We start from the raw sequence: 23,197 nt of genomic DNA on the forward strand, positions 1-23,197 counted from the left end.
GCGCCAGAACGGCAGGGGATATCCGGCGCTCCGGTCAGATGTGTGGGCGTCCGTGGCGGCATCCGGAGACTTGCGACAAGCCGTGGAGACCTGGAACCCGACATTCCCTGCCTCCGCCCACCAGCTCCTGTCTCCAGTCCCACCGCCCGCCCGCCCGCACCACCGCACGCACCGCACCACCGCACGCACCGCACCACCGCACGCACCGCACCGCCGCATGCACCGCCCGGTCCATCCCGTCGGCCGGCGCCGAGGTCGGGCGCGACGAGAGCCCTCGCACACGAGGGGATATCCGTCGGTGTTGTGGCTTCTCTGTTGGTGTTAGAGGGGAGAACCCACAACGCCAGGGGATATCCGTACTTGTGCTGGACGGGTGGATGTTGTGGTGCCGGCTGGGTGATGGGGTTGGTGGCGGGACGGCTGCCCGCGGCGGGGTTATGTGCACGCTCGACAGGTAGTGCACCGGTGTGACGGTGTACGCGCGGGCGCGTTTACGCTCAGGTGCACTACCTGTTCACTGGACATGTCCTGTCGAGCGTGCACGTCACACCAAGCCCCGCCGCCGCCGCGGAACCCGTCGACCACCCACCTAGATCTGCGTCAGAACGGCAGGGGATATCCCCGCGTGTTGGGGTTCTCCGTTGGTGTGCGAGGGGAGAAGCCACAACGCGAGGGGATATCCATTCGCGTGACTGATCCATTCGCGTGACTGGTCCACGCGCTGGCGGGGGCGCCGGTTTGCGGGGGTTAGGCGGTGGCGCGGATGGTTACGGCTAGTGAGGCCAGGTAGGAGAGGCGGGCTACTTCGGAGCCGAGGAACTCAGGGCCTCCGCGGCGGCCGATGACGAGGACGCGGCGGTCGGAGTCGAGCGGTGCGGCGACCAGCACCGACTCCGACAGGCCCTTGTGGTCCGGAGCTGCCAGGGTCGTCGCCTTCTCCAGCGGGAGCCAGCCGCTCGCCATGTCGCCGAACTCCGGCGTCGCGCTCGTCTCCAGCGCGACCTTCACCTCGCTGCCGGTGCCGTCGAGCAGCGCCGCCCAGTCCGCGTGCAGTACGGCCGGTGACTGTTCGACGAGGATGTCGATCGCGTCCGCGGGCGCGGACGTCATCTGCTCGACCGCTTCCAGGTCCATGTGCAGACCGCCGCCGGCGCCGTACCGCGAGAACCAGATGACCTCGACGTCGGGTACGCCGTTGCAGGCGGAGACCAGGCGGTCCGGGAGCACGCCCGGTGGCAGGTCGACCACGATGTCGTCGACGGCGGTGCCGTTCTCCCGCCGGTGCTCGACGATCTCGATCGCGTGGATGTCGGCGTCCACCTCACCGAGGGCGGTCGCGACCACACCCAGCGAACCGGGCCGGTCGGGGATGATCAAGCGCAGCAGGAACACCGAACGATCATCTCCCAGCCGATCACCTTGCGCGTAACGCCTTGTCGCCGCCCATGTTACAGAGCGGTAGGCAAAGACACGCCGACCCATCTCATCCGGCCGCTGTCCACAGCTGCGGGGTACGGAAATGCAGCTGTCACAGACGGCCCACTAAAGTACCTGGTAGCCACGTGTCCACATGGCTAACAGGTACTGCATGCATTGGATCAGTTCATGCCATCGATTACCCGCGAAGAGGTTGCGCACCTGGCGCGACTGGCGCGGATCGAGCTCTCCGACGACGAGCTCGACCACCTTGCGCCGCAGCTCGACCAGATCATCACCTTGGTCGGGCAAGTCAGCCAGGTGGCGGCGGACGACATCCCGCCGACCTCGCACGCCCTGCCGCTGACCAACGTGATGCGCGCCGACGAGAACGTCCCGTGCCTCACCCCCGAGCAGGCGCTGTCCGGCGCGCCGGCCGCGGAGGAGCAGCGTTTCCGGGTGCCGCGGATCCTGGAGGAGGACTGATATGAGCGACCTCACCAGGAAGACCGCAGCGGAGCTCGCGGAGCTGATGACGTCCGGGCAGGCCAGTTCGGTGGAGATCACCCAGGCCCACCTGGACCGGATCGCCGCCGTCGACGGTGCCGTGCACGCGTTCCTGCACGTCGACACCGAAGGCGCGCTGGCGCAGGCGAAGGCAGTCGACGACAAGCGCACCGCAGGCGAGCAGCTGTCCCCGCTGGCCGGCGTACCGCTGGCGCTGAAGGACGTGCTCACCCAGGAGGGTGTGCCGACCACGGCCGGTTCGAAGATCCTCGAGGGCTGGAAGCCGCCGTACGACTCGACGGTCGTCAAGCGGCTGAAGGCGGCCGGGATCGTGATCCTCGGCAAGACCAACATGGACGAGTTCGCGATGGGCTCCTCCACCGAGAACTCGGCGTACGGCACGACCCACAACCCGTGGGACCTGACCCGGATCCCGGGTGGTTCCGGCGGCGGTTCGTCGGCCGCGATCTCGGCGTACGAGGCGCCGCTCGCGATCGGCACCGACACCGGCGGCTCGATCCGGCAGCCGGGTGCGTTCACCGGAACGGTCGGTGTGAAGCCGACGTACGGCGGGACCTCGCGGTACGGGCTGATCGCGCTGGCGTCCAGCCTCGACACGCCCGGTCCGTGTGCGCGGACGACGCTCGACGCGGCGCTGCTGCACGAGGCGATCGCCGGGTACGACGCGATGGACTCGACCTCGATCAACCAGCCGGTCCCGGCGGTCGTCGAGGCCGCGCGCAACGGTGATGTCGCCGGTCTGCGGATCGGTGTCGTGAAGGAGCTCGGCGGCGAGGGGTACCAGCCGGGTGTCGAGGCCCGTTTCCACGAGGCGGTCGAGCTGCTCACCAAGCTCGGCGCCGAGGTGGTCGAGGTCTCCTGCCCGCACTTCGAGTACGCGCTGCCGGCGTACTACCTGATCCTGCCGAGCGAGGCCTCGTCCAACCTGGCCAAGTTCGACGCGATGCGGTACGGGGTGCGGGTCGGTGACGACGGCACGAACAGCGCGGAGACGGTGACGAGCCTGTCCCGCGAGGCCGGCTTCGGCGCCGAGGTGAAGCGCCGCATCATCCTCGGCACACATGCGCTGTCGAGCGGGTACTACGACGCGTACTACGGCCAGGCGCAGAAGGTGCGGACGCTGATCGCCCGCGACTTCGCCAAGGCCTACGAGCAGGTCGACGTACTGGTGTCGCCGGCCACGCCGACGACCGCGTTCGCGATCGGCGACCGGATCGACGACCCGATCGCGATGTACAAGAACGACCTCTGCACGATCCCGTCCAACCTGGCTGGTAACGCGGCCGCGTCGTTCCCGTGCGGCCTCGCCGACGAGGACGGCCTGCCGGTCGGCTTCCACGTGATGGCGCCGGTGATGCGCGACGATCTGCTCTACAAGGTCGGTGCCGCGCTCGAGTCCGCACTGGCCGACCAGTGGGGCGGCGTACTGATGACCAAGGCTCCGGAGCTGGAGGTGACCCGATGACCGCGGCAGTTGTAGAGATCAACGACGCACTCGCGCAGTACGACCCGGTCATGGGTCTCGAGGTCCATGTCGAGCTGAACACGAAGTCGAAGATGTTCTGCGGCTGCCCGACCGAATTCGGCGCGCCGCCGAACACTCAGACCTGCCCGGTCTGCCTCGGGCTGCCGGGCGCGCTGCCGGTGGTGAACGCGAAGGCGGTCGAGTCCGCGATCAAGATCGGCCTGGCGCTGAACTGCGAGATCGCGGAGTGGTGCCGGTTCGCCCGGAAGAACTACTTCTACCCGGACATGCCGAAGAACTTCCAGACCTCGCAGTACGACGAGCCGATCGCGTTCAACGGCTGGACCGAGGTCGTCGTCGACGGCGAGACGTACCGGATCGAGATCGAGCGCGCGCACATGGAGGAGGACACCGGCAAGTCCACCCACGTCGGTGGCGCGACCGGCCGGATCCACGGTGCCTCGCACTCGCTGGTCGACTACAACCGGGCCGGCATCCCGCTGATCGAGATCGTCACCAAGACGATCGAGGTGCCGCCGGCGAAGGCCGCGGCGGTGGCGCGGGCGTACGTGAGCATGCTGCGCGACCTGCTGTTCGCGCTGGGTGTCTCCGACGTCCGGATGGACCAGGGCTCGCTGCGCTGCGACGCCAACGTCTCGCTGAAGCCGCACGGCTCGACTGTTCTGGGCACGCGGACCGAGACCAAGAACGTGAACTCGTTCCGCTCGGTCGAGCGCGCTGTGACGTACGAGATCACCCGGCAGGCGGCGGTGCTGAACTCCGGCGGCAAGGTTCTGCAGGAGACCCGGCACTGGCACGAGGACACCGGTATCACCACGTCCGGCCGCGAGAAGTCCGACGCCGACGACTACCGGTACTTCCCGGAGCCCGATCTGGTCCCGGTCGCGCCGGCCCGCGAATGGGTCGAGGAGCTGCGCGCGACGCTGCCTGAGGCTCCTTCGGTACGTCGTACGCGGCTGCAGGAGGACTGGGGTTTCACCGACCTCGAGATGCGCGACGTCATCAACGGCAACGCGCTGGAGCCGATCGTGGCGACGATCGAGCTCGGCGTCACGCCGGCGGCCGCGAAGAAGTGGTGGCTGGGTGAGCTGGCCCGCTCGGCGAACGAGTCCGGTCAGGACCTGGACGCGCTCGGAGTCGGTCCGGCCGAGGTCGCCGAGGTGCAGAAGCTCGTCGACGACGGCACGCTGAACGACAAGCTCGCGCGGCAGGTGTTCGAGGGTCTGCTCGCCGGTGAAGGTACGCCGGCGGACATCATCGAGAAGCGCGGGCTGGCGCTCGTGTCGGACGACTCGGCGCTCCTCGAGGCGATCGACCGCGCGATCGCGGCGAACCCGGACGTGGTCGAAAAGGTCAACTCCGGTAAGCCCGCCGCGGCCGGTGCCCTGATCGGCGCGGTCATGAAGGACATGCGCGGCCAAGCCGACGCCGCCAAGGTCCGCCAACTCCTGAACGAAAAGCTGGGCATCTGACACCCCCCACACCCACCATCTCAAGGGTCAACCTCTGAGATGGTGGGTTACCGCCCTGAGACAGGTTATGGGGGGCTGGGACATGGCATTTCCTGTCTCCAGACACCAGTTCCTGTCCTCCTCCGCCACCGTCACCACCGTCGCCGCACGGCTGCGCCACCAGTGGGCTCACCCTTGCGGGACGGAGGTGAGTGGGGAGGATTCCTGCCCGATCCGGCCCAAACCCCCTCACCCTCGGGCGCCTGCGCCAGGTTCGCTTGAGGGGCGGCCGGCATGCGTTACACGAGAGCCGGTCAAACCTCAGATGGTCAGGCTGCGTGGGGTGCGTCGGCGATTACGCTGCGGTCTACTCGGCCGTCGTCGTCGACGTCTGCTGCGTCCGCTAGGAGCGTTTGCGCTACGGACAGTTCGCCGGCCGTACAGCGGACCTCGTAGCGGGTTGGCAGGATCTCGGTGCTGACGAGGTCCGGGCGATTGCGCACGAGTCCGCGGAACAAACCCCAGAGGGCTCCGACGAGTACGCCGTACACGAAGCCCCAGACCACGACCGCGAGGCCGGTCAGCGTGGTTTGGGCGACCAGCGTCACGAAGACGGCCGCGAGTACGCCGAGCAACGCGCCCTGCAACGCCCCAACGCAGGTGAGCCGGACGACCGGTACCGCTCTGCGTCTGGTGGCTTGCCGGAGTCCGGCTCCGACGATCTCCAGGTTCGCCGCGTTCATCCCGTAGCTTCTGAGGTATTCGACTGTTCGCTGAGCATCGTCGTACCTGCTCACCGCTGCGATCACACTGCTGGGGACGCCAGACGCCTGGCCGGTCGGCATACCGATCTCCTCCTCAGGTCACTGTTCTTCAACAAGTACCAGACGACCGAAGGGTTCAAACGGTTGACGGATCAGAAGGTGTTGATCGTCACGCGGAGGATCCGGTCGTCGCCGTCGCGGGGCTGGCCGCGGCCGTCGGTGTTCGACGTGGTGACCCACAAGGACCCGTCCGGTGCGAGTTCGACCGTGCGCAGACGCCCGTACTGGTTGGTGAAGAACGCCTGCGGCTCGCCGACTCGTTTGCCTCCGGCAACGGGGATCGCCCAGAGCCGCTGGCCGCGCAGCGACGCCATGAAGACGTACCCGTTGGCGAATGCGATCCCCGACGGCGACGCGTCGGCCGTGTGCCACTGGGCGATCGGGTCGGTCATCCCGTCCAGCTGGCTGATGCCTTCGGCGGCCGGCCAGCCGTAGTTCGAGCCGGGCGTGATCACGTTCAGCTCGTCCCAGGTGTTCTGCCCGAACTCCGCGGCGTACAACTGGTTCCCGTCGAACGCGAGGCCCTGCACGTTGCGATGGCCCTTGGTGATCCACACCCGGCCGTCCGGGTTGCCCGGCGCGGCCTTGCCGTCGGTGGTGATCCGCAGGATCTTTCCGCCCAGCGAGTCGTCGTCTTGTGAGTTCGGCCCGTCCGACCCGTCGCCGGTCCCGGCGTACAGGAACCCGTCCGGCCCGAACCGCAGCCGCCCGCCGTTGTGGATCGCGGCCGCCGGGATCCCGTCCAGGATCACCTGCTGGTCCGACAACTTCCCGTCCTGGTAGGTGATCCGCGCGATCCGGTTGTCGTCGCCGCCCGAGTAGTACGCGTAGAGGTACGGCTTCCCCGGATACCCCGGATCGACGGCCAGCCCGAGCAGCCCACCCTCCGACGACGAGTGCACCCCGTCGACAGTCCCGACCTCAGTCACCTGCTGCCCGGCGATCCGCTTGATCTTCCCCGAGTCGCGCTCCGCTACCAGGGCACTCTTGTCCGGCAGGAACGCCAACCCCCACGGCACCTCGATCCCGGTCGCCACCGTCCCCGCCACTGTCAGCTTGAGCGTGCCCGCAGGTGCCGCCGTACCTGAACTCGACGGCACCGGCGTCGACGGAGAAGTCGTCGGCGTCGCGTCCGAACATCCCGCCACCAAAGACAGCGCAGCCACCACCACTGCACCCTTACCCGGCACGCGCCGCCTCCTCCGCTAGCCCTGCATCATTACTACACCGCAGGTCGACGAACGGTTCAGCTCATCCAGGTGGGGCGCAGGGGGAAGTGGGCGTCGGCGTTGTCGTCGAGTTTCACGGCGAGGATCTGGTGGAGCTGGGTGGTGTTGCGTTCGAAGCCGACGCGGCAGGCGGCCAGGTAGAGGCCCCAGATCTTCGCGGTGGGGTAGCCGACCTCGGCCACTGCCTCGTCCCAGTTGGCGAGTAGGTTCGCGGACCAGCCGGCGAGGGTGAGGGCGTAGTGCTCGCGCAGGTTCTCCTCGTGGCGGACCTCGAAGCCGGCGTCCTGAGCCTCCGCGATGATCCGGCCGGAGCCGATCAATTCGCCATCCGGGAAGATGTAGCGGTCGATGAACGCGCCGGTCGAGCGGAACCGGTTGTCCGGCCGGGTGATGCTGTGGTTGAGCAGCCGGCCGCCCGGCTTCAGCCGGTCGAGCAGGAAACCGAAGTACGACGGGTAGTTGCGGACGCCGATGTGTTCGGTCAGGCCGATCGAGCTGATCGCGTCGAAGTCGCGCTCGGCGACGTCGCGGTAGTCGAGGAACCGCACCTCGGCGCGGTCCTCCAGGCCTTCCCGCTTGATCGCCTGCGTCGCCCATTCCGCCTGGGCCGCGGACAACGTGACGCCGAGCGCCTGTACGCCGTACTCGCGGGCCGCGTGCCGGACCATGCCGCCCCAGCCGCAGCCGACGTCGAGCAGCCGTTGCCCCGGTCGCAGATCGAGTTTGCGCGCGACCAGGTCGTACTTCTCCGCCTGCGCCTCCTCGAGCGTGGCCTCGAGCGACGGGTAGACCGCGCACGTGTACGTCATCGACGGCCCGAGGATCAACTCGTAGAACCGGTTCGACACGTCGTAGTGGTGGTGGATCGCCGCCTTGTCCCGCGCCTTCGAGTGCCGCAGCCCCTCGAAGGTACGACGCCATTTCGGCAGGTGCTCCTGCGGCGGCGGAGGTGGCGGTTTCAGGTGACTCCAGCCGAGCCCGCGAACGATGCGTAGCGCCTCGCTCGGCGTCGGGCGGTGGAAATGGACCTGGTTCAGCATCATCCGCATCAGGTCGTACGGGTTGCCCGGGTGTACGCCGGTGATCTCCAGGTCACCCATCACGTACGCGCGGACCATTCCGAGGTCGCCAGGCGCGGTCAGCACGTACGACAGTCCACGCTCGGAGGCGAGATGCATGTGTACGGGGGAGTCTTCCGGTCCGGTCGCGCTCCCGTCGTACGCCGTGAACCGGAACGGCAGTCCGTCCGGTGCCACAGCTGTGAGGGCTTCGGCGATCGATACCTGAGTCGCTAGCGTCGTCATCGGCGCGTCACCGCCTTTTCGTAGAGCCCGGTCAGCCGGGCGTCAGGGTCGTAGCGTTTCTTCACCTGCTCCAACGCCGGGACGTTGTAGAGCCGGTCGAAGGTGTCACGGTCGTAGTAGGCGTCGGAGTACAAGGACTTGTGGCCGCCGAAGTCGGTGACGGCCTGCTCGATCCGCCGGTTGACGTCGCCGTCGGCAGCGCCGGGCGCGATCGGGACGGTGCCCCAGAAGCCGACGTTTACGTACGTCTCGCCGGGCTGCAGCGGATAGAGGGGCCAGGACGACGACCCACGCAGTCGCAGCGGGCAGAGCCACACCGGGCGCATGCCGACGTTCTCGTCGAACCAGCGCAGGAAGTCTGCCAGCCGGGCGACCGGGATCTCCACGTCCTGCACCACGCGCTCGCGGTCCGGTTGGCCGCGGCGCCGGTTCAGCCGGGCGGCGACGTGGTGCCGGTTCTCGAAGCCGACGATCTTGTGGAACACGTCGCTCCGGCGCCAGCGCTTCGGCCACAACCGGCGTACGGCGGGATTCTGTGCACCGAACGCGGCGGAGCACCAGAACCAGTCGGTGTCCCAGCGCCAGAGATAGTCGTGCGCGGTCAGGAAGTCCTTCTGACGCTGCTGGATCGAGCGGTAGTAGATCTGCTGACCGGTGTAGTCGCTCGTCCGCACCGCGGCGTCGCTGTTCCGCCCGAGGGTCAGGTACGCCTCCGAGGGGCTGAACGCGACGCCGTCGACGAAGTGCACCGGCTCCCCGTCGTACGTGCCTGAGGCAACGATCTCGTCGATGGCCGGGGCCAGCGCGTCCAGGCCGAGCCGGACGTGCCGGAGGGCGACGTACGGCGAGATGCGGTCGAGCTCGATGCGCAACCGGGTCGCGTACCCGAGCGTGCCGTACGAGTTCGGGAACATCCGGAACAGGTCGGCGTGCTCGCCCTCGGGACGCGCCGTGACCAACGAGCCGGCGCCGGTGAGGATGTCGAGTTCGAGCACGGACTCGTGCGGGAGGCCGGCGCGGAACGACGACGACTCGATGCCGAGCCCGGTCACCGCGCCGCCTAGCGTGATCGTCTTGAGTTGCGGCACGACCATCGGTGTCAGCCCGTGCGGGAGGGTCGCCGCGACCAGGTCCTCGTACGTGCACATGCCCTGCACGTCGGCCGTCCGCGCCGCCGGGTCCACGCTGATCACGCCGGTCAGCTTCGACACGTCCAGCCCCGGGCGCGCGATCTCGGTCCGCGGCCGGAACAGGTTCGAGCTGCGCTTCGCCAGCCGGACGGGCTCACCCCGGGGGATCAGCTCGTACGACTCCCGCAACCGCCCGACGGCCTGATCGTGCGCGACCACCACCGCCACATCCGATGTCGAAGGCACCGATCCAGAGTACGACGGCGCCCGCGCTCTGGCACGGGAGTTCAAAACTGTCCACGACCCCGAGTAGGTTCGGGGCATGGCTGATGTGGTGAAGGCATGGCTTCCGTGGGAGGACGCGGACGCGTTCCTGGGCGGGGTGCCCGAGGGGTTCGACGTGGACTTCTACGCCGGCGGTGAGCGGCCGAAGTCGCTCGACGAGGTGGAGTTCTACGTGCCCAGCTACATGGGCGGTGGCGGCGTGTTCGACGTCGTCCGCGACATGCCGGCCCTGAAGGTCGTCCAGCTGCAGACGGCCGGGTTCGAGCATGCGCAGTCGCGGCTCGCCGACGGCGTCACCTTGTGCAATGCGCGCGGCGTGCACGACGCGTCCACGGCCGAGCTGGCAGTCGGGCTGATCTTGGCGTCGTACCGGAATCTTCCGCGCGCCGTCCGTGACCAGGAGCAGCACGTCTGGCCGCGGTCGTACGACGAGGTCGACGACTCGCTCGCCGACCGGACGGTGCTGATCCTCGGGTATGGCGCGATCGGCGAGGCGCTCGAGCGGCGGCTGACGGGGTTCGAGTGCGACGTGATCCGGGTCGCGCGGCGGGCCCGCGACGGTGTGCACCCTACGAGTGAGCTGCCGGAGCTGTTGCCGCGCGCGGACGTCGTCGTGCTGCTGACACCGGCGACGCCGGAGACCGAGCGGATGGTCGACGCGAAGTTCCTGGCGAGCATGAAGGACGGCGCGCTGCTGGTGAACGTCGCACGCGGTGTGATCGTGGACACCGACGCGTTGCTGACCGAGCTCGGGACGCGGCGGATCCGGGCCGCGCTGGACGTGACCGATCCCGAGCCGTTGCCCGCCGGACATCCGCTGTGGTCTGCTCCGAACGTACTGATCAATCCGCATCGCGGCGGCGCCTCGACGGCGTTCGCGCCGCGGGTGGCCAGGCTGGTGCGCGCGCAAATGGAGCGCTACGCGTCCGGGGAACCGTTGATCAATGTGGTGGCAGGTCCGCCACGCTGAAGGAGGAGGACGACGATGTCCGAGGCCGTACTGCTGATCGGGACCAAGAAAGGTCTCTGGATCGGCCGGAGTGACGCCGCCCGCGAGGAGTGGCGGCTCGACGGACCGGTGCCGGAGTTCGAGATGCAGGGCGTGTACGCCGTGGCCATCGACATCCGCGGCGATCAGCCCCGGCTGTTCGTCGGCGGCACCAGCGAGCACTGGGGCCCGGCCGTCTTCCACTCCGACGACCTCGGCGCGACCTGGGCCGAGCCGCCCGAGGGCTCGATCGGGTTCCCCGCCGACGCCGAGGCCTCCCTCGAGCGCGTCTGGCAGATCCAGCCGGCTCCGGCCGGTCAGCCGGGCGTCGTGTACGCCGGGACGCAGCCGTCCGCCCTGTGGAAGTCGACCGACGGCGGCGTGACGTTCGAGCTGGTCACGGGTCTGTGGGACCACCCGCACCGCAAGGAGTGGGGCGCCGGATTCGGTGGCCAGGCCGTGCACACCGTGCTGCCGCATCCGACCGACGCCGACCAGGTGAGTGTCGCGATGTCGACCGGTGGCGTGTACCAGACCGTTGACGGCGGGCGGTCCTGGGCGCCGCGGAACCAGGGGATCCAGGCGAAGTTCTTCCCGGACCCGTATCCGGAGTTCGGTCAGTGTGTCCACAAGCTGGCCGCGCATCCCGACGTCCCCGAGCGGATGTTCGCGCAGAACCACCACGGCGTGTACCGGTCGGACGACGGCGGCGCGATCTGGAAGTCGATCGCGGACGGCCTCCCGTCGGACTTCGGGTTCCCGATCGTCGTGCACCCGCACGAGCCCGAGACCGTGTACGTCTTCCCGCTGGTCGCGGACGCGAACCGGATCCCGGCCGAGGCGCAATGCCGCGTCTACCGGTCCCGCGACGCCGGCTCGACCTGGGAGCCGCTGGCCACCGGGTTGCCCGATGTCTCGTACGTCCCGGTGCTGCGCGACGCGATGACCGTCGACACCGCCGACCCGGCCGGCGTATACGTCGGCACGCGCGACGGCTGCGTCTATGCGAGCGCCGACGCCGGCGACAGCTGGGCGGAGGTCGCGCGCCACCTTCCCGACGTACTCACGGTGCGCGCTGCGGTGATTGGATGATCGCGGTCCGCGTGCCGACGGTGCTGCGCCCGTTCGCGGGCGGTGTCGAACGCGTGGAGGTCGAGGTGGACGGTCCGCCGACCGTCGCCTCGGTCTTCGCGGCGCTCGAAGCCGACCATCCGGCGCTCCGCCGCCGCCTCACCGACGAGCAGGGCGCGGTCCGCCGGCACGTGAACATCTACCTCGGCAACGACAACATCCGCGATCTCTCCGGCCTCGAGACCAAGCTGACCGAAGGCGACGAGCTCCTCGTCCTCCCGAGCGTCGCGGGCGGCTGACGTCCGGCGCCGGCGAAAAAGAAAAGACTGCCGTTCCGCGGCGTGCTTGGTTAACGTCGGGCGGCATGAGCAACGTCCTCCTCCTGACCGGCCCGTCGGGCTCCGGCAAGACGACCGTGGCCCGCTTGGTCGCGACCGACGCGCCGCGGCCGACGATGCACCTGACGACCGACGAGTTCTACCGCGGCATCCGCACCGGATTCATCGCGCCGTACCTGCCAGGAGCGCACCGCCAGAACCAGGTAGTCGTCGACGCGATCGTCGCGACCGTGAGCGTGTACGCGCGCGGCGGGTACGACGTGGTCGTCGACGGCATCATCGGACCGTGGTTCCTCGACCCGTTCCGCGCGGCCGCCGCCCAGTGGTCCCTGTCGTACGTCGTACTTCGGCCGGATCTCGGAACGACGTTGCAGCGCGGTCAGGACCGACCCGAGCCTGAGCTGACGGATGCCGACGCGCTCACCGGTCTGCACGGTGCGTTCGCGGACCTCGGCGCGCTGGAGCCGCATGCGATCGACACCACCATGCTCGATGCGCCGCGGACAGCGGCCGAGGTCCGCAAAGCCGTTGCCTCAGGCGACTACTTGCTCAGTGCCTGAACAGGCGTACGCCGGTTTCCGACCAGGTGATCCGGGCAGCGGCGCAGGCGGCCGCGACCTCGGGTGAGCGGATCGAACCGCCCGGATCGGCGATGTGCGAAACGCCGTACCGCTGGGCCTCCACGACGTTGTCGGTGAACGGCAGCGCGCCGTCGGAAACCATCGAGACACCGGTGAGAGGATCGGTCGAATGCCGGGCCCACCAGAGCGCGGCCTTCTCGCCGGCGAGCCTCGTACAGTCCACCCGCGACTGCTGCCCGGCGCCGACGCCGATCGTCATCCCGTCCTTCACCATCACGACCGTGTTCGATTGCGTATAACGCGCGACGATCATCCCCAGCAGCAGGTCGCGCGCGGCATCATCCGGCACGTCGTCGCGCAGTAGGTCGCGCGTCAACGGCAGCGCATCGCGCGTCTGCGTCAGTCGCACTCCGTACAGCTCACGCACCTCCTCGGCCGGCGGCTCGAACGCCTCGTCCGCCTCGAGCACCAGGTAGGTCCCGCGCTTCTTCGCCGCGAGGATCTCCACCACGCCCTCGTCGTACCCGGGCGCGATGATCCCGTCCGACACGACCCGCTTTAGCACCCCGGCCAGCTCCAGATCCACCGGATGCGAGACCGCCACGAAATCGCCGTACGACGACTTCGGATCGGCGTCCCGCGCACGGGCGTACGCGTCCGCGACCGTCTCGCCGAGCGCTGCACCAGCCGGCGACACATGCTTGTACGACGCCGCAGCCGGTACGCCGAACCGCTCCGCGGCCTCCCGCACCAACTGCCACCCGGTGAGCGCATCCAGGATGTTGATGTACGACGGCTCGCCCGCAACCACCGTGAACGGCGCAGAGCCAACACTCGCCGTTTGATGAGGATTCATTCCGTACCGCAAACGCATCAGGACCTCCGATCGAATCGGAGGCGCCCAGGCGGACGACGCCTTACACGAACAACCCCGCTCCCCGGTGGTACTCCACCCTCGCCAGTCGCGGCGCACCCAGCCTACTTCGTCGCGCGCACCACCAGCAGACGTGATCCTTCAGCCAACGGTTCGCCGTGCCAACCGCCCTCGATGACCACGTCCGAGAAGCCCGCCGCGACCAGGTCGGCCGTGATCTCTGCAGGGGAGCGGAAGTACAGGACGTTGCGGTAGACGGCGTCGTGGCCGTCTTCGAAGACGTTGTGGGCCTCGAAGACGACTCGTCCATCGGCGATCTCGATCAGCTCGAGCCACTCTTTCAGGCGGCCCGCTGCCGTGTCGCGTTCGCCGTACGTCGCCTCGCTCGTCCACTGGGCCCACGCGCGGGCCGCCGGATTGCGCGACTCGAAGGCGAACATCCCGCCGGGCCGCAGCGCGGCGGCCAGCGCGGTGACGGCTGCCGCGTGTTCCGCGACGTGCATCATCGTGTTTCCGCTGCTGACGACGAGGTCCACGTCGCCGGTCGGCTGCACCACCCGGTGGTCCCCGTCGATCCAGGTGACCGCCTCGGCGCCGGGTTGCCGGCGTGCGTACCCGAGCATCGTGGGACTCGGATCGATGCCGATCACCACCCGCCCCGGCGCGACCAGCGATCGGGTGAGCAGACCGGTTCCACAGCCGAAGTCCAGGACCTTCGCAGTGCCCGCGGCCAAAGCGCGGTAATAGTCGTGATCCTCTCCGGACGGGTTGTCCAGGTCGTAGAGCTCCACCAACTGCTCGTCGCCGTACGGGTCATCGATCACGCACCGCACCTTACTGGGCCGCGACCCAGCCGAGCTCGGTATCCCGACCTGCTGGGCTACCAACCGACTCGCTGTGCGTAAGACGGGCGTCTCGGGGAGTGAGACACGGGCGGGCTGAACTTGACCCGGCTGCCGGTTGTCGGCGAATAATGCCTATATGCGATCGATTCTCCTCGTACTTGTGCGGCGCGCCGACTGACGCGACCACTGAGTCGAGCGCGCCCCCTTCAGCCCACCCGGCGGAGGGGGTTTTTTGTTGCCAATGCGACTATCTGCGACCCAGTAGTGCAGGGACAACGGCCACGAGCGAGGATGGATCGGTCGCGAGCAGCACAGCTTTTCTAGGCAAAACAGCGTGACTGACTGAGGGAAGGCACTCATGAGTGAGCAGCTGACCGGGGCACAGGCTCTGATCCGCGCACTGGAACATGCCGGGGTCGACACCGTCTTCGGCATCCCGGGCGGCGCGATCCTCCCGGCGTACGACCCGATGCTCGACTCGACCCAGATCCGCCACATCCTGGTACGTCACGAGCAGGGCGCCGGTCACGCCGCCCAGGGGTACGCCGCGGCGTCCGGCAAGGTCGGCGTCTGCATGGCCACCTCCGGCCCCGGCGCGACGAACCTGGTGACGCCGATCGCCGACGCGTACATGGACTCGGTGCCGCTGGTGGCGATCACCGGCCAGGTCGCGGGCGCCGCGATCGGCACCGACGCCTTCCAGGAGGCGGACATCCGCGGCATCACGATGCCGATCACCAAGCACAACTTCCTGGTGACCGACCCGAACGACATCGCCACCACGATCGCCGAGGCGTTCCACATCGCCTCCACCGGCCGCCCCGGCCCGGTGCTGGTCGACGTGACCAAGGACGCGATGCAGACCCCGGGCGTCGACTTCCAGTGGCCGACCGAGCTGTCGCTGCCCGGCTACCGGCCGGTGACCCGCCCGCACCCCAAGCAGGTGCGCGAGGCGGCCCGCCTGATCGTCGCCGCCGAGAAGCCCGTCCTGTACGTCGGCGGCGGTGTGATCCGGGCCCGGGCCAGCGCCGAACTGAAGGAGCTCGCCGAGCTGCTCGGCATCCCGGTGGTCACGACGCTGATGGCCCGCGGCGCGCTGCCGGACACCCACGAGCTGCACTTCGGGATGCCCGGGATGCACGGCTCGGTGTCGGCGGTCGGGGCCCTGCAGCGCTCCGATCTGCTGATCACCCTGGGCGCCCGGTTCGACGACCGGGTGACTGGCAAGCTCGACTCGTTCGCCCCTGAGGCGAAGGTCATCCACGCCGACATCGACCCGGCCGAGATCGGCAAGAACCGCGCCGCCGACGTGCCGATCGTGGGTGACTGCAAGGAGGTCATCGTCGATCTGATCGCGGCCCTCAAGACCGAGATCGAGAGCGTCGGCCGCACCCCGTCGTACGACGCCTGGCGTGGTCAGCTCGAATCGGTCCGCGCCAAGTACCCGGTGGCGTACGACGAACCCGAGGACGGCACGCTGTCGCCGCAGTACGTGATCGAGCGGATCGGCCAGATCGCCGGCCCGGACGCCATCTACACGGCCGGCGTCGGCCAGCACCAGATGTGGTCCGCGCACTACCTGCCGTTCGAGAAGCCCGGTCACTGGCTGAACTCCGGCGGTCTGGGCACCATGGGGTACGCCGTGCCGGCCGCGATGGGCGCCAAGGTCGCGCGGCCGGACAAGACCGTGTGGGCGATCGACGGCGACGGCTGCTTCCAGATGACCAACCAGGAGCTCGTCACCTGCGCGCTCGAGGGCATCCCGATCAAGGTTGCCGTGATCAACAACCAGTCGCTGGGCATGGTCCGCCAGTGGCAGACGCTGTTCTACGACAAGCGCTACTCCAACACCGACCTGCACTCGGCCCGGATCCCGGACTTCGCCAAGCTCGCCGAGGCGATGGGCGGCGTCGGGCTGCGCTGCTCGGACAAGGACTCGGTCGACGCCACCATCGACAAGGCGATGTCGGTCACCGACCAGCCGGTCGTCGTGGACTTCGTCGTGCACCGCGACGCGATGGTCTGGCCGATGGTCGCCGCCGGCACCAGCAACGACGAGATCCAGATCGCCCGCGACATGGCGCCCCACTGGGACAGCGAGGAGCTCTAATGTCCAAGCACACTTTGAGCATCCTGGTCGAGAACAAGCACGGTGTGCTGGCCCGCGTCGCGGCGCTCATCTCCCGGCGCGGGTTCAACATCGACTCCCTCGCGGTCGGCCCGACCGAGCACCCGGAAGTTTCCCGGATGACCATCGCGGTCAGCGTGGACGAGCAGCCTTTGGAGCAGATCACCAAGCAGCTCAACAAGCTGGTGAACGTGATCAAGATCGTCGAGCTCGAGCCCACGCAGACGGTTCAGCGTGAACTGCTGCTGGTGAAGGTCAAGGCGGACACCCTGACCCGCGGACAGGTGCTGGAGACCGTCCAGCTGTTCCGTGCGAAGGTGGTGGACGTGGCACCGGACGCGATCACGATCGAGGCGACTGGCAATCCCGAAAAGCTCGAGGCCATGCTCCGGGTGCTGGAACCCTTCGGCGTCCGCGAGCTGGTGCAGTCCGGCATGGTGGCGATCGGCCGGGGCAGCCGCTCCATCTCCGACCGCACCCTGCGGCCGGTTCCGGTGCCGCCGCCGCACGTGCAGACCGGGCCTCCGACCGTGCAGGCCCGACCCGCCGCCGGAGCTGCCCACCACCCGGTACCGGCGCCGCCGCCGGGCCGATCCGCCGCCGTACCGAATCAACACTAAGGAGAAGTGCCCCAAGTGGCTGCTGAAATGTTCTACGACGACAACGCCGACCTGTCGGTGATCCAGGGCCGGCACGTGGCCGTCCTCGGCTACGGCTCCCAGGGCCACGCCCACGCGCTCTCGCTGCGCGACTCCGGCGTCGACGTTCGGGTCGGTCTGCCGGAGGGCTCGAAGAGCCGGGCCAAGGCCGAGGCCCAGGGCCTGCGGGTCGTCACCCCGGCCGAGGCGGTCGAGGAAGCCGACGTGATCGTCGTCCTTGCGCCGGACCCCGCGCAGCGCAAGCTCTACAAGGAGGCCATCGAGCCGAACCTGGTCGACGGCGACGCGCTGGTCTTCGGTCACGGCTTCAACATCCGGTTCGGCTACATCAAGCCGCCGGCGGGTGTCGACGTGTTCATGGTCGCGCCGAAGGGCCCGGGTCACCTGGTCCGTCGCGAGTACACCGAGGGTCGCGGCGTACCCGTGCTGGTCGCCGTGGAGCAGGACGCCACCGGCAAGGCGTGGGACCTGGCGCTCTCGTACGCGAAGGGCATCGGCGGTCTGCGGGCCGGCGGTATCAAGACCACCTTCACCGAGGAGACCGAGACCGACCTGTTCGGTGAGCAGGCCGTCCTCTGCGGTGGCGTCTCCGCGCTGATCACGGCCGGGTACGAGACCCTGACCGAGGCCGGCTACCAGCCCGAGGTCGCGTACTTCGAGTGCCTGCACGAGCTCAAGCTGATCGTCGACCTGATCTACGAAGGCGGCATCGCCAAGCAGCGCTGGTCGGTCTCCGACACCGCCGAGTACGGCGACTACGTGTCCGGCCCGCGGATCATCGACGCGTCGGTGAAGGCCCGGATGAAGGAGGTCCTCGGCGACATCACCGACGGCACCTTCGCGGCCCGCTTCATCGCCGACCAGGACGCCGGCGCGCCGGAGTTCGCGGAGTTCCGGAAGAAGAGCCAGGAGCACCCGATCGAGGCCGTGGGCAAGGAACTGCGCGGCCTGATGGCCTGGGTCAAGTCACACGACGACGACTACGTCGAGGGCAGCGCTGCGCGCTGACGAGCTGTCCGACAGCTGACTCGAAGGCCCGGACCATCCAGGTGGATGGTCCGGGCCTGTTTGTTTGACACAATGTGACGGTTGTGGTCTGTACTGGTGATTCCGGGGGAGGCGAGCGGTGGAGGACGGCAGGAGCGGGATTCCGCGGCCGCCGCGGCGGGTTCCGGCGGGGGCCGGCACGCTGACCCAGCTGGAGTCGCCGAGCCGCCCGTCGCACCCGTCCGAGCCGCAGCCTCGCGGTCCGTGGATCTTCGGCCGGTTCCTGGCCGGTCTGCTTGTGCTGATCGTGATCGTCGCCGGCGGCGCCGGTGCGGGCTGGTTCATCCGGCAGGAAACCCTGCAGCTCAATACCGACGAGGTGCTCAAGTCGGTCGGCCCGGCTGTCGTCCGGGTGCTCGCGACGACGTGTGCGGGGACCGGCGAGGCTTCCGGCGTACTGATCGACAACGGCCGGATCCTGACCGCCACGTCCGCGGTCGAGGAGCCGAGATCGATCGTGGTGGTGACGCCGGACGGCCGCATCCGGCGCGCCAACCTGCTCGGCACCAGCGCGGACGGTGTCGCCGTACTGCAGTCGATCGGGTTCGAGGGCGCGCCGCTGCAACTCCCGACGGTGAATCCGGAGCCGAAGGCCGAGCGAGCGCTGGTCGGCTACACCTCAGCGGGTAAACAGGTCATCAACGCGATCGGCTCCGCAGCCGACCCCAAGGCACTCGGCGAGGTCATGAACGCGGCCAAGCTCGGCGGCCCGGTCGTCGACAAGACCGGCGACCTCATCGGCCTCGTCGTGGGCGACACGGTCCAGGCCAGCACGATCGTCGGCCTCGACAAACTCCAGGGGTACGTCGCCCCGTCGCCAACGGGCCTCACCGTCGCAGCGGGCGGGACCTGTCCGGTCTCGCGTGGTCCGCAGGCCGGGATCACGCCGGTGCTGCAGGTCGCCAACACGCCGCTGGCCCTGGAGGTGCAGCGCCTGTTCACGAAGTACATGACCCTGCAGAACCGCAAGGACTTCCCCGGGGTGCAGCCGTTGTACTCCGCACGACTGGCGACGTCCCTGGACGTGAAAAGGGACAGCAACAGCCACGCGACGTCGTACATCTTCAACCCGCGCCTCACCGATCTGGCGCCGGACGGCTCCTACGCGCGGCTGGCGTACAACGTCCTGTTCGCACCGACCGCGAAGGGCGCCGCCTTCAAGAACTGCAACCGGGTGGACATCAGGTTCGACCTGGTCCGGTCGGACGGCCAGCTGGTGATCGACAGGGCCACCAACGCGACGGATCCGGTCAGCTGCGACTCCTAGTGACCGCCATTCGGGTCACTGAACACGGCGCGGAGTGAACGGGGTACCATCGAAGCAGCGGGCACAGCGCGGTGCTCTGTTCTTCATGAGCCCCTACCGCTTCTGCAGGAGATTCCTCCATGACTGACGTAACCCGGCCCGTCGTCCTGATCGCCGAAGAGCTCAGCCCGGCCACCGTCGAGGCGCTCGGCCCCGACTTCGAGATCCGCCAGATCAACGGCGCCGACCGCGCCGCGCTGCTGCCGGCCATCGCCGACGTCGACGCCATCCTGATCCGTAGTGCCACCAAGGTGGACGCCGAGGCCCTGGCCGCCGCGAAGAAGCTGAAGGTCGTCGCCCGCGCCGGTGTCGGCCTGGACAACGTCGACGTGAAGGCCGCCACCCAGGCCGGTGTGATGGTCGTGAACGCGCCGACCTCCAACATCACCAGCGCCGCCGAGCTGGCCGTCGCGCTGCTGCTGGCGTCCGCACGCCGGGTCCCGGCCGCGAACGAGTCGCTCAAGAAGGGCGAGTGGAAGCGCAGCAAGTACTCGGGTGTCGAGCTGTTCGAGAAGACCGTCGGCATCGTCGGCCTCGGCAAGATCGGCGTCCTGGTCGCGCAGCGGCTGGCCGCATTCGGCATGAACGTGATCGCCTACGACCCGTACGTGCAGGCCGGCCGGGCCGCGCAGATGGGCGTCCGGCTCGCCACCCTGGACGAGCTGCTGGCGATCAGTGACTTCATCTCCGTGCACCTTCCGAAGACCCCGGAGACCATCGGCCTGATCGGCGACGAGCAGCTGCACAAGGTCAAGCCCGAGGTCATCATCGTGAACGCGGCCCGCGGCGGCATCGTCGACGAGCAGGCGTTGTACAGCGCGCTCAAGGAGGGCCGGGTGGCCGGCGCCGGTCTGGACGTTTTCGCGTCCGAGCCGTGCACCGACTCGCCGCTGTTCGAGTTCGAGAACGTCGTCGTCACGCCGCACCTCGGCGCGTCCACCGACGAGGCGCAGGAGAAGGCCGGTATCGCGGTCGCCAAGTCGGTCCGCCTCGCGCTCTCGGGTGAGCTGGTTCCGGACGCGGTCAACGTCCAGGGCGGCGTGATCGCCGAGGACGTTCGCCCGGGCATCGGGCTGACCGAGAAGCTCGGCCGGATCTTCACCGCGCTGGCCGGCGGCGTCGCGCAGCAGCTCGACGTCGAGGTCCGCGGCGAAATCACGCAGTACGACGTGAAGGTGCTCGAGCTCGCCGCGCTGAAGGGTGTCTTCGCGGATGTTGTCGAGGACAACGTCTCGTACGTGAACGCGCCGCTGCTGGCCGCCGAGCGGGGCCTCGAGGTACGGCTCGTCACCGACCACGACAGCCCCGAGCACCGCAACCTGATCACGCTCCGCGGCACGCTCGCCGACGGCGCCCAGGTGTCGGTGTCCGGCACGCTGGTCGGCGTCCGGCAGTCGGAGCGGCTGGTCGAGATCGACGGGTACGACGTCGAGGTCGAGCTCGCCGCGCACCTGGCGTTCCTCACCTACGAGGACCGGCCGGGCGCGGTCGGGCAGATCGGCCGCATCCTCGGCGACGCCGACGTCAACATCGCCGGCATGCAGGTCAGCCGCGACCGCAAGGGCGGCAAGGCCCTGGTCGCGCTCTCGGTCGACTCGAACATCGTCCCGGCGGTCCTGGACGACATCGCGGCCGCGGTTCAGGCAGACACAGCCCGCACCGTGGACCTCGAGGCCTGATTCACCCGAACGACTGATTTACTGGAGGCGGTCAGCCGCCCGCAGGCGCATGGCGGCTGACAAGGGCCCGAGCTCCATAGCTCGGGCCCGCTTCAGTTCTAGTGGCGGGTGGCAAGCAGTACGGCGGCGTCGGGGGCGACCATCACCTCGACGGTGGTGAAGCGCTTGTCCATCAGCCATTCCTGGCGGAGCGTGTCGACGCGCCCCTCGTACATCGGCGGCCAGACCGCTGACGGCGTGAAGTCGTCGAGTACGACGAAGCCGCCCGGCTCGACAACGTCCGCGATGATGTCGCGGGCGGACAGCTTCGCCTCGCGGGCGTCCACGAACAGCAGCGCGAACGGGCCACGCTCGATCAGCGCGGTCCAGTCGGCGGAGACGACCTCGATCCGCTCGTCGTCGGCGAACAGTTCCGCGACCACCTGCGCGAGCTGCGGATCGCTCTCCGCGGTGACGATCGACGTGCTCTCGCCGGCGCCGCTGCGCAGCCAGGCCGAGCCGACGCCGCAGCCGGTCCCGAGCTCACCGAGCAGGCCGGTCTTCGAGGCCGCGAGGCTGGCGAGCAATCGGCCGGTCTCGTTCCGGGTGGAGCTGACGAATCCACGCCGGCCGGACAGGCTGAGGGCAGCCGACACCAGCGGCGGCAGTTCTGGAGGAGCACTCACCGGCTGAGAGTCGCACAGGTCCGGTCCAGTCACCCCACCCGGATCTCATATTCCGGGACAGGCTGCCCGCATTGTGGAGAATTAGTCGGATGTGCGAGTAAATTCGTCCGCATCCTGCCGCCCACGACATATTTGGGAGCAGCGCTATGTACGACATGTATCCAGCCAACTGGCCCTCGATCGACGCGCGCGAGCGCAAGGCGACCCGGCGTCGCCGCACCGCGCGCCCGGCGAGCGACGAGGTCAAGGCTGTCCAAGAGGCCATGAACCGCCGTGACAATGGGGGAGAACCCAAGAAGTGAGCGAGACGAAGAACTTCACGCTGGCCGTCGTCCCCGGTGACGGGATCGGACCCGAGGTGACTACCGAGGCGCTGAAGGTCCTCGACGCGGTCGCCGCGCAGTACGGCGTGACGTTCGAGCGGACCGAGTACGACCTCGGCGCGAAGCGCTGGCACGCCACTGGTGAGACGCTGCCGGACGCCGAGCTGGAGGAGATCCGCAAGCACGACGCGATCCTGCTCGGCGCGGTCGGGGACCCGAGCGTCCCGTCCGGCGTCCTCGAGCGCGGCCTGCTGCTGAAGCTCCGGTTCACCCTCGACCACTACGTGAACCTGCGGCCGTCGAAGATCTACCCGTCCGTCGGCTCGCCGCTGGCGAACCCGGGCGAGGTCGACTTCGTCGTCGTGCGGGAAGGCACCGAGGGCCCGTACGTCGGCAACGGCGGCGCGCTCCGGGTCGGTACACCGGCCGAGATCGCCACCGAGGTGTCGGTGAACACGGCGTACGGCGTCGAGCGGGTCGTCCGGGACGCCTTCGCCCGCGCGCAGGCCCGCCCGCGCAAGAAGCTGACGCTGGTGCACAAGAACAACGTGCTGGTGTACGCCGGTCACCTGTGGAAGCGGACCGTCGACAAGGTCGCCGAGGAGTTTCCGGAGATCACCGTCGACTACCTGCACGTGGACGCGGCGACGATCTTCCTGGTCACCGACCCGGCCCGGTTCGACGTGATCGTCACCGACAACCTGTTCGGCGACATCATCACCGACCTGGCGGCCGCGATCAGCGGCGGGATCGGGCTGGCCGCGAGCGGCAACATCAATCCGGACCGGACCGCTCCGAGCATGTTCGAGCCGGTGCACGGCTCCGCGCCGGACATCGCGGGCCAGCAGAAGGCCGACCCGACCGCGGCGATCCTGTCCGCGGCGCTGCTGCTCGAGCACCTCGGTCTGACCGAGGCTGCGCGCGCGATCGAGGACGCCGTCACGGCCGATATCGAGGAGCGCACGGGCGCTGCCCGCAGTACCGCGGAGATCGGTGACGCGATCGCCAAGCGCGCGGCCGGCTGACGAAGGTGGACGCTC

At 68.8% G+C, this 23,197-nt stretch carries 22 protein-coding genes and 1 riboswitch; of the genes, 14 read left to right on the forward strand and 8 right to left on the reverse strand.

Annotated elements, in window-relative coordinates:
• Nucleotides 1-747: 747 nt before the first annotated feature.
• The gene (locus tag ACWF0M_RS16280; RefSeq protein WP_452236474.1) at nt 748-1,392 is read right to left on the reverse strand and encodes an ACT domain-containing protein; all 645 of its coding nucleotides are present in this window, start codon (nt 1,390-1,392) and stop codon (nt 748-750) included.
• Between the two features lie 213 nt (nt 1,393-1,605).
• Here ACWF0M_RS16280 and gatC point away from each other — a divergent pair, with 213 nt between their 5' ends.
• The 3 genes from gatC to gatB are packed head-to-tail and all read left to right on the forward strand — an operon-like array spanning nt 1,606 to nt 4,902.
• Complete coding sequence (gatC, locus tag ACWF0M_RS16285; protein WP_130387521.1) at nt 1,606-1,902, forward strand: Asp-tRNA(Asn)/Glu-tRNA(Gln) amidotransferase subunit GatC; 297 nt, start codon at nt 1,606-1,608, stop codon at nt 1,900-1,902.
• A gap of 1 nt (nt 1,903) precedes the next feature.
• Nucleotides 1,904-3,409 carry an Asp-tRNA(Asn)/Glu-tRNA(Gln) amidotransferase subunit GatA gene (gatA, locus tag ACWF0M_RS16290; protein WP_452236475.1) on the forward strand — a complete coding sequence of 502 codons (1,506 nt, stop codon included), beginning with the start codon at nt 1,904-1,906 and terminating at the stop codon, nt 3,407-3,409.
• Nucleotides 3,406-4,902: an Asp-tRNA(Asn)/Glu-tRNA(Gln) amidotransferase subunit GatB gene (gene gatB, locus ACWF0M_RS16295; RefSeq protein WP_452236476.1), complete on the forward strand. Its 1,497-nt coding sequence runs from the start codon at nt 3,406-3,408 to the stop codon at nt 4,900-4,902. The genes gatA and gatB overlap by 4 nt, the downstream gene beginning before the upstream one ends.
• A 308-nt stretch (nt 4,903-5,210) precedes the next feature.
• On the opposite strand, the gene ACWF0M_RS16300 is transcribed toward gatB, so the two are convergent.
• The 4 genes from ACWF0M_RS16300 to ACWF0M_RS16315 all read right to left on the reverse strand — a co-directional run bounded on the left by ACWF0M_RS16300 (nt 5,211) and on the right by ACWF0M_RS16315 (nt 9,614).
• Nucleotides 5,211-5,726, reverse strand: a complete 516-nt coding sequence (locus ACWF0M_RS16300; RefSeq protein WP_452236477.1) for a general stress protein — start codon at nt 5,724-5,726, stop codon at nt 5,211-5,213.
• Nucleotides 5,727-5,797: 71 nt separating this feature from the next.
• On the reverse strand, nt 5,798-6,871 hold the full coding sequence (locus ACWF0M_RS16305) for a PQQ-dependent sugar dehydrogenase (RefSeq protein WP_452236478.1): 1,074 nt from the start codon (nt 6,869-6,871) through the stop codon (nt 5,798-5,800).
• 80 nt (nt 6,872-6,951) lie between these two features.
• Nucleotides 6,952-8,238 carry a class I SAM-dependent methyltransferase gene (locus ACWF0M_RS16310; protein ID WP_452236479.1) on the reverse strand — a complete coding sequence of 429 codons (1,287 nt, stop codon included), beginning with the start codon at nt 8,236-8,238 and terminating at the stop codon, nt 6,952-6,954.
• Entirely contained in the window at nt 8,235-9,614 is a 1,380-nt protein-coding gene (locus ACWF0M_RS16315) for an FAD-binding oxidoreductase (protein ID WP_452236480.1), read from the reverse strand. Before ACWF0M_RS16315 ends, ACWF0M_RS16310 begins: the two co-directional genes overlap by 4 nt.
• A gap of 76 nt (nt 9,615-9,690) precedes the next feature.
• On the opposite strand from ACWF0M_RS16315, the gene ACWF0M_RS16320 reads away from it, so the two are divergent.
• The 4 genes from ACWF0M_RS16320 (at nt 9,691) to ACWF0M_RS16335 (ending at nt 12,610) form a co-directional block, all read left to right on the forward strand.
• Entirely contained in the window at nt 9,691-10,623 is a 933-nt protein-coding gene (locus ACWF0M_RS16320; protein WP_452236481.1) for a 2-hydroxyacid dehydrogenase, read from the forward strand.
• 15 nt (nt 10,624-10,638) lie between these two features.
• Nucleotides 10,639-11,733, forward strand: a complete 1,095-nt coding sequence (locus tag ACWF0M_RS16325; RefSeq protein ID WP_452236482.1) for a WD40/YVTN/BNR-like repeat-containing protein — start codon at nt 10,639-10,641, stop codon at nt 11,731-11,733.
• Entirely contained in the window at nt 11,730-12,011 is a 282-nt protein-coding gene (locus ACWF0M_RS16330; RefSeq protein ID WP_452236483.1) for a ubiquitin-like small modifier protein 1, read from the forward strand. The genes ACWF0M_RS16325 and ACWF0M_RS16330 overlap by 4 nt, the downstream gene beginning before the upstream one ends.
• Nucleotides 12,012-12,076: 65 nt before the next feature.
• The gene (locus ACWF0M_RS16335; protein WP_452236484.1) at nt 12,077-12,610 is read left to right on the forward strand and encodes an AAA family ATPase; all 534 of its coding nucleotides are present in this window, start codon (nt 12,077-12,079) and stop codon (nt 12,608-12,610) included.
• On the opposite strand, the gene ACWF0M_RS16340 is transcribed toward ACWF0M_RS16335, so the two are convergent.
• The gene (locus ACWF0M_RS16340) at nt 12,600-13,505 is read right to left on the reverse strand and encodes a 5-aminoimidazole-4-carboxamide ribonucleotide transformylase (RefSeq protein WP_452236485.1); all 906 of its coding nucleotides are present in this window, start codon (nt 13,503-13,505) and stop codon (nt 12,600-12,602) included. The genes ACWF0M_RS16335 and ACWF0M_RS16340 overlap by 11 nt on opposite strands.
• 18 nt (nt 13,506-13,523) lie before the next feature.
• Nucleotides 13,524-13,607: riboswitch (ZMP/ZTP riboswitch) on the reverse strand.
• A gap of 2 nt (nt 13,608-13,609) precedes the next feature.
• Complete coding sequence (locus tag ACWF0M_RS16345) at nt 13,610-14,329, reverse strand: class I SAM-dependent methyltransferase (RefSeq protein WP_452236486.1); 720 nt, start codon at nt 14,327-14,329, stop codon at nt 13,610-13,612.
• Between the two features lie 379 nt (nt 14,330-14,708).
• Between ACWF0M_RS16345 and ACWF0M_RS16350 the strand changes: the two genes are divergently transcribed.
• From ACWF0M_RS16350 to serA, 5 genes are all read left to right on the forward strand, one after another.
• Complete coding sequence (locus ACWF0M_RS16350; RefSeq protein ID WP_452236487.1) at nt 14,709-16,460, forward strand: acetolactate synthase large subunit; 1,752 nt, start codon at nt 14,709-14,711, stop codon at nt 16,458-16,460.
• A complete protein-coding gene (ilvN, locus tag ACWF0M_RS16355; protein ID WP_452236488.1) occupies nt 16,460-17,098 on the forward strand; it encodes an acetolactate synthase small subunit in 639 nt (212 codons plus the stop codon). Before ACWF0M_RS16350 ends, ilvN begins: the two co-directional genes overlap by 1 nt.
• Before the next feature lie 27 nt (nt 17,099-17,125).
• Complete coding sequence (gene ilvC / locus ACWF0M_RS16360; RefSeq protein WP_327641168.1) at nt 17,126-18,145, forward strand: ketol-acid reductoisomerase; 1,020 nt, start codon at nt 17,126-17,128, stop codon at nt 18,143-18,145.
• 118 nt (nt 18,146-18,263) lie between these two features.
• A complete protein-coding gene (locus ACWF0M_RS16365) occupies nt 18,264-19,451 on the forward strand; it encodes a S1 family peptidase (RefSeq protein WP_452236489.1) in 1,188 nt (395 codons plus the stop codon).
• 119 nt (nt 19,452-19,570) lie between these two features.
• Nucleotides 19,571-21,169: a phosphoglycerate dehydrogenase gene (gene serA, locus ACWF0M_RS16370; RefSeq protein WP_452236490.1), complete on the forward strand. Its 1,599-nt coding sequence runs from the start codon at nt 19,571-19,573 to the stop codon at nt 21,167-21,169.
• A 98-nt stretch (nt 21,170-21,267) separates the two neighbouring features.
• Here serA and ACWF0M_RS16375 read toward each other — a convergent pair whose 3' ends face one another.
• Nucleotides 21,268-21,834, reverse strand: coding sequence for an O-methyltransferase (locus tag ACWF0M_RS16375; protein WP_452236491.1), 567 nt, complete (start codon nt 21,832-21,834; stop codon nt 21,268-21,270).
• A 146-nt stretch (nt 21,835-21,980) separates the two neighbouring features.
• Here ACWF0M_RS16375 and ACWF0M_RS16380 point away from each other — a divergent pair, with 146 nt between their 5' ends.
• Both ACWF0M_RS16380 and ACWF0M_RS16385 read left to right on the forward strand, forming a co-directional pair.
• A complete protein-coding gene (locus tag ACWF0M_RS16380; protein WP_166680506.1) occupies nt 21,981-22,136 on the forward strand; it encodes a hypothetical protein in 156 nt (51 codons plus the stop codon).
• A complete protein-coding gene (locus ACWF0M_RS16385; RefSeq protein WP_452236492.1) occupies nt 22,133-23,182 on the forward strand; it encodes a 3-isopropylmalate dehydrogenase in 1,050 nt (349 codons plus the stop codon). The genes ACWF0M_RS16380 and ACWF0M_RS16385 overlap by 4 nt, the downstream gene beginning before the upstream one ends.
• Nucleotides 23,183-23,197 lie beyond the last annotated feature (15 nt).

This window comes from Kribbella sp. NPDC055110, assembly GCF_053607525.1.

Coding starts and splice junctions, on each gene's coding strand:
- gatB (WP_452236476.1), top strand. CDS start 3,406: ATGACCGCGGCAGTTGTAGAGATCAACGACGCACTCGCGCAGTACGAC.
- ilvN (WP_452236488.1), top strand. CDS start 16,460: ATGTCCAAGCACACTTTGAGCATCCTGGTCGAGAACAAGCACGGTGTG.
- ACWF0M_RS16340 (WP_452236485.1), bottom strand. CDS start 13,505: ATGCGTTTGCGGTACGGAATGAATCCTCATCAAACGGCGAGTGTTGGC.
- ACWF0M_RS16380 (WP_166680506.1), top strand. CDS start 21,981: ATGTACGACATGTATCCAGCCAACTGGCCCTCGATCGACGCGCGCGAG.
- serA (WP_452236490.1), top strand. CDS start 19,571: ATGACTGACGTAACCCGGCCCGTCGTCCTGATCGCCGAAGAGCTCAGC.
- ACWF0M_RS16325 (WP_452236482.1), top strand. CDS start 10,639: ATGTCCGAGGCCGTACTGCTGATCGGGACCAAGAAAGGTCTCTGGATC.
- ilvC (WP_327641168.1), top strand. CDS start 17,126: ATGTTCTACGACGACAACGCCGACCTGTCGGTGATCCAGGGCCGGCAC.
- gatC (WP_130387521.1), top strand. CDS start 1,606: ATGCCATCGATTACCCGCGAAGAGGTTGCGCACCTGGCGCGACTGGCG.
- ACWF0M_RS16300 (WP_452236477.1), bottom strand. CDS start 5,726: ATGCCGACCGGCCAGGCGTCTGGCGTCCCCAGCAGTGTGATCGCAGCG.
- ACWF0M_RS16310 (WP_452236479.1), bottom strand. CDS start 8,238: ATGACGACGCTAGCGACTCAGGTATCGATCGCCGAAGCCCTCACAGCT.
- gatA (WP_452236475.1), top strand. CDS start 1,904: ATGAGCGACCTCACCAGGAAGACCGCAGCGGAGCTCGCGGAGCTGATG.
- ACWF0M_RS16330 (WP_452236483.1), top strand. CDS start 11,730: ATGATCGCGGTCCGCGTGCCGACGGTGCTGCGCCCGTTCGCGGGCGGT.
- ACWF0M_RS16350 (WP_452236487.1), top strand. CDS start 14,709: ATGAGTGAGCAGCTGACCGGGGCACAGGCTCTGATCCGCGCACTGGAA.
- ACWF0M_RS16320 (WP_452236481.1), top strand. CDS start 9,691: ATGGCTGATGTGGTGAAGGCATGGCTTCCGTGGGAGGACGCGGACGCG.
- ACWF0M_RS16335 (WP_452236484.1), top strand. CDS start 12,077: ATGAGCAACGTCCTCCTCCTGACCGGCCCGTCGGGCTCCGGCAAGACG.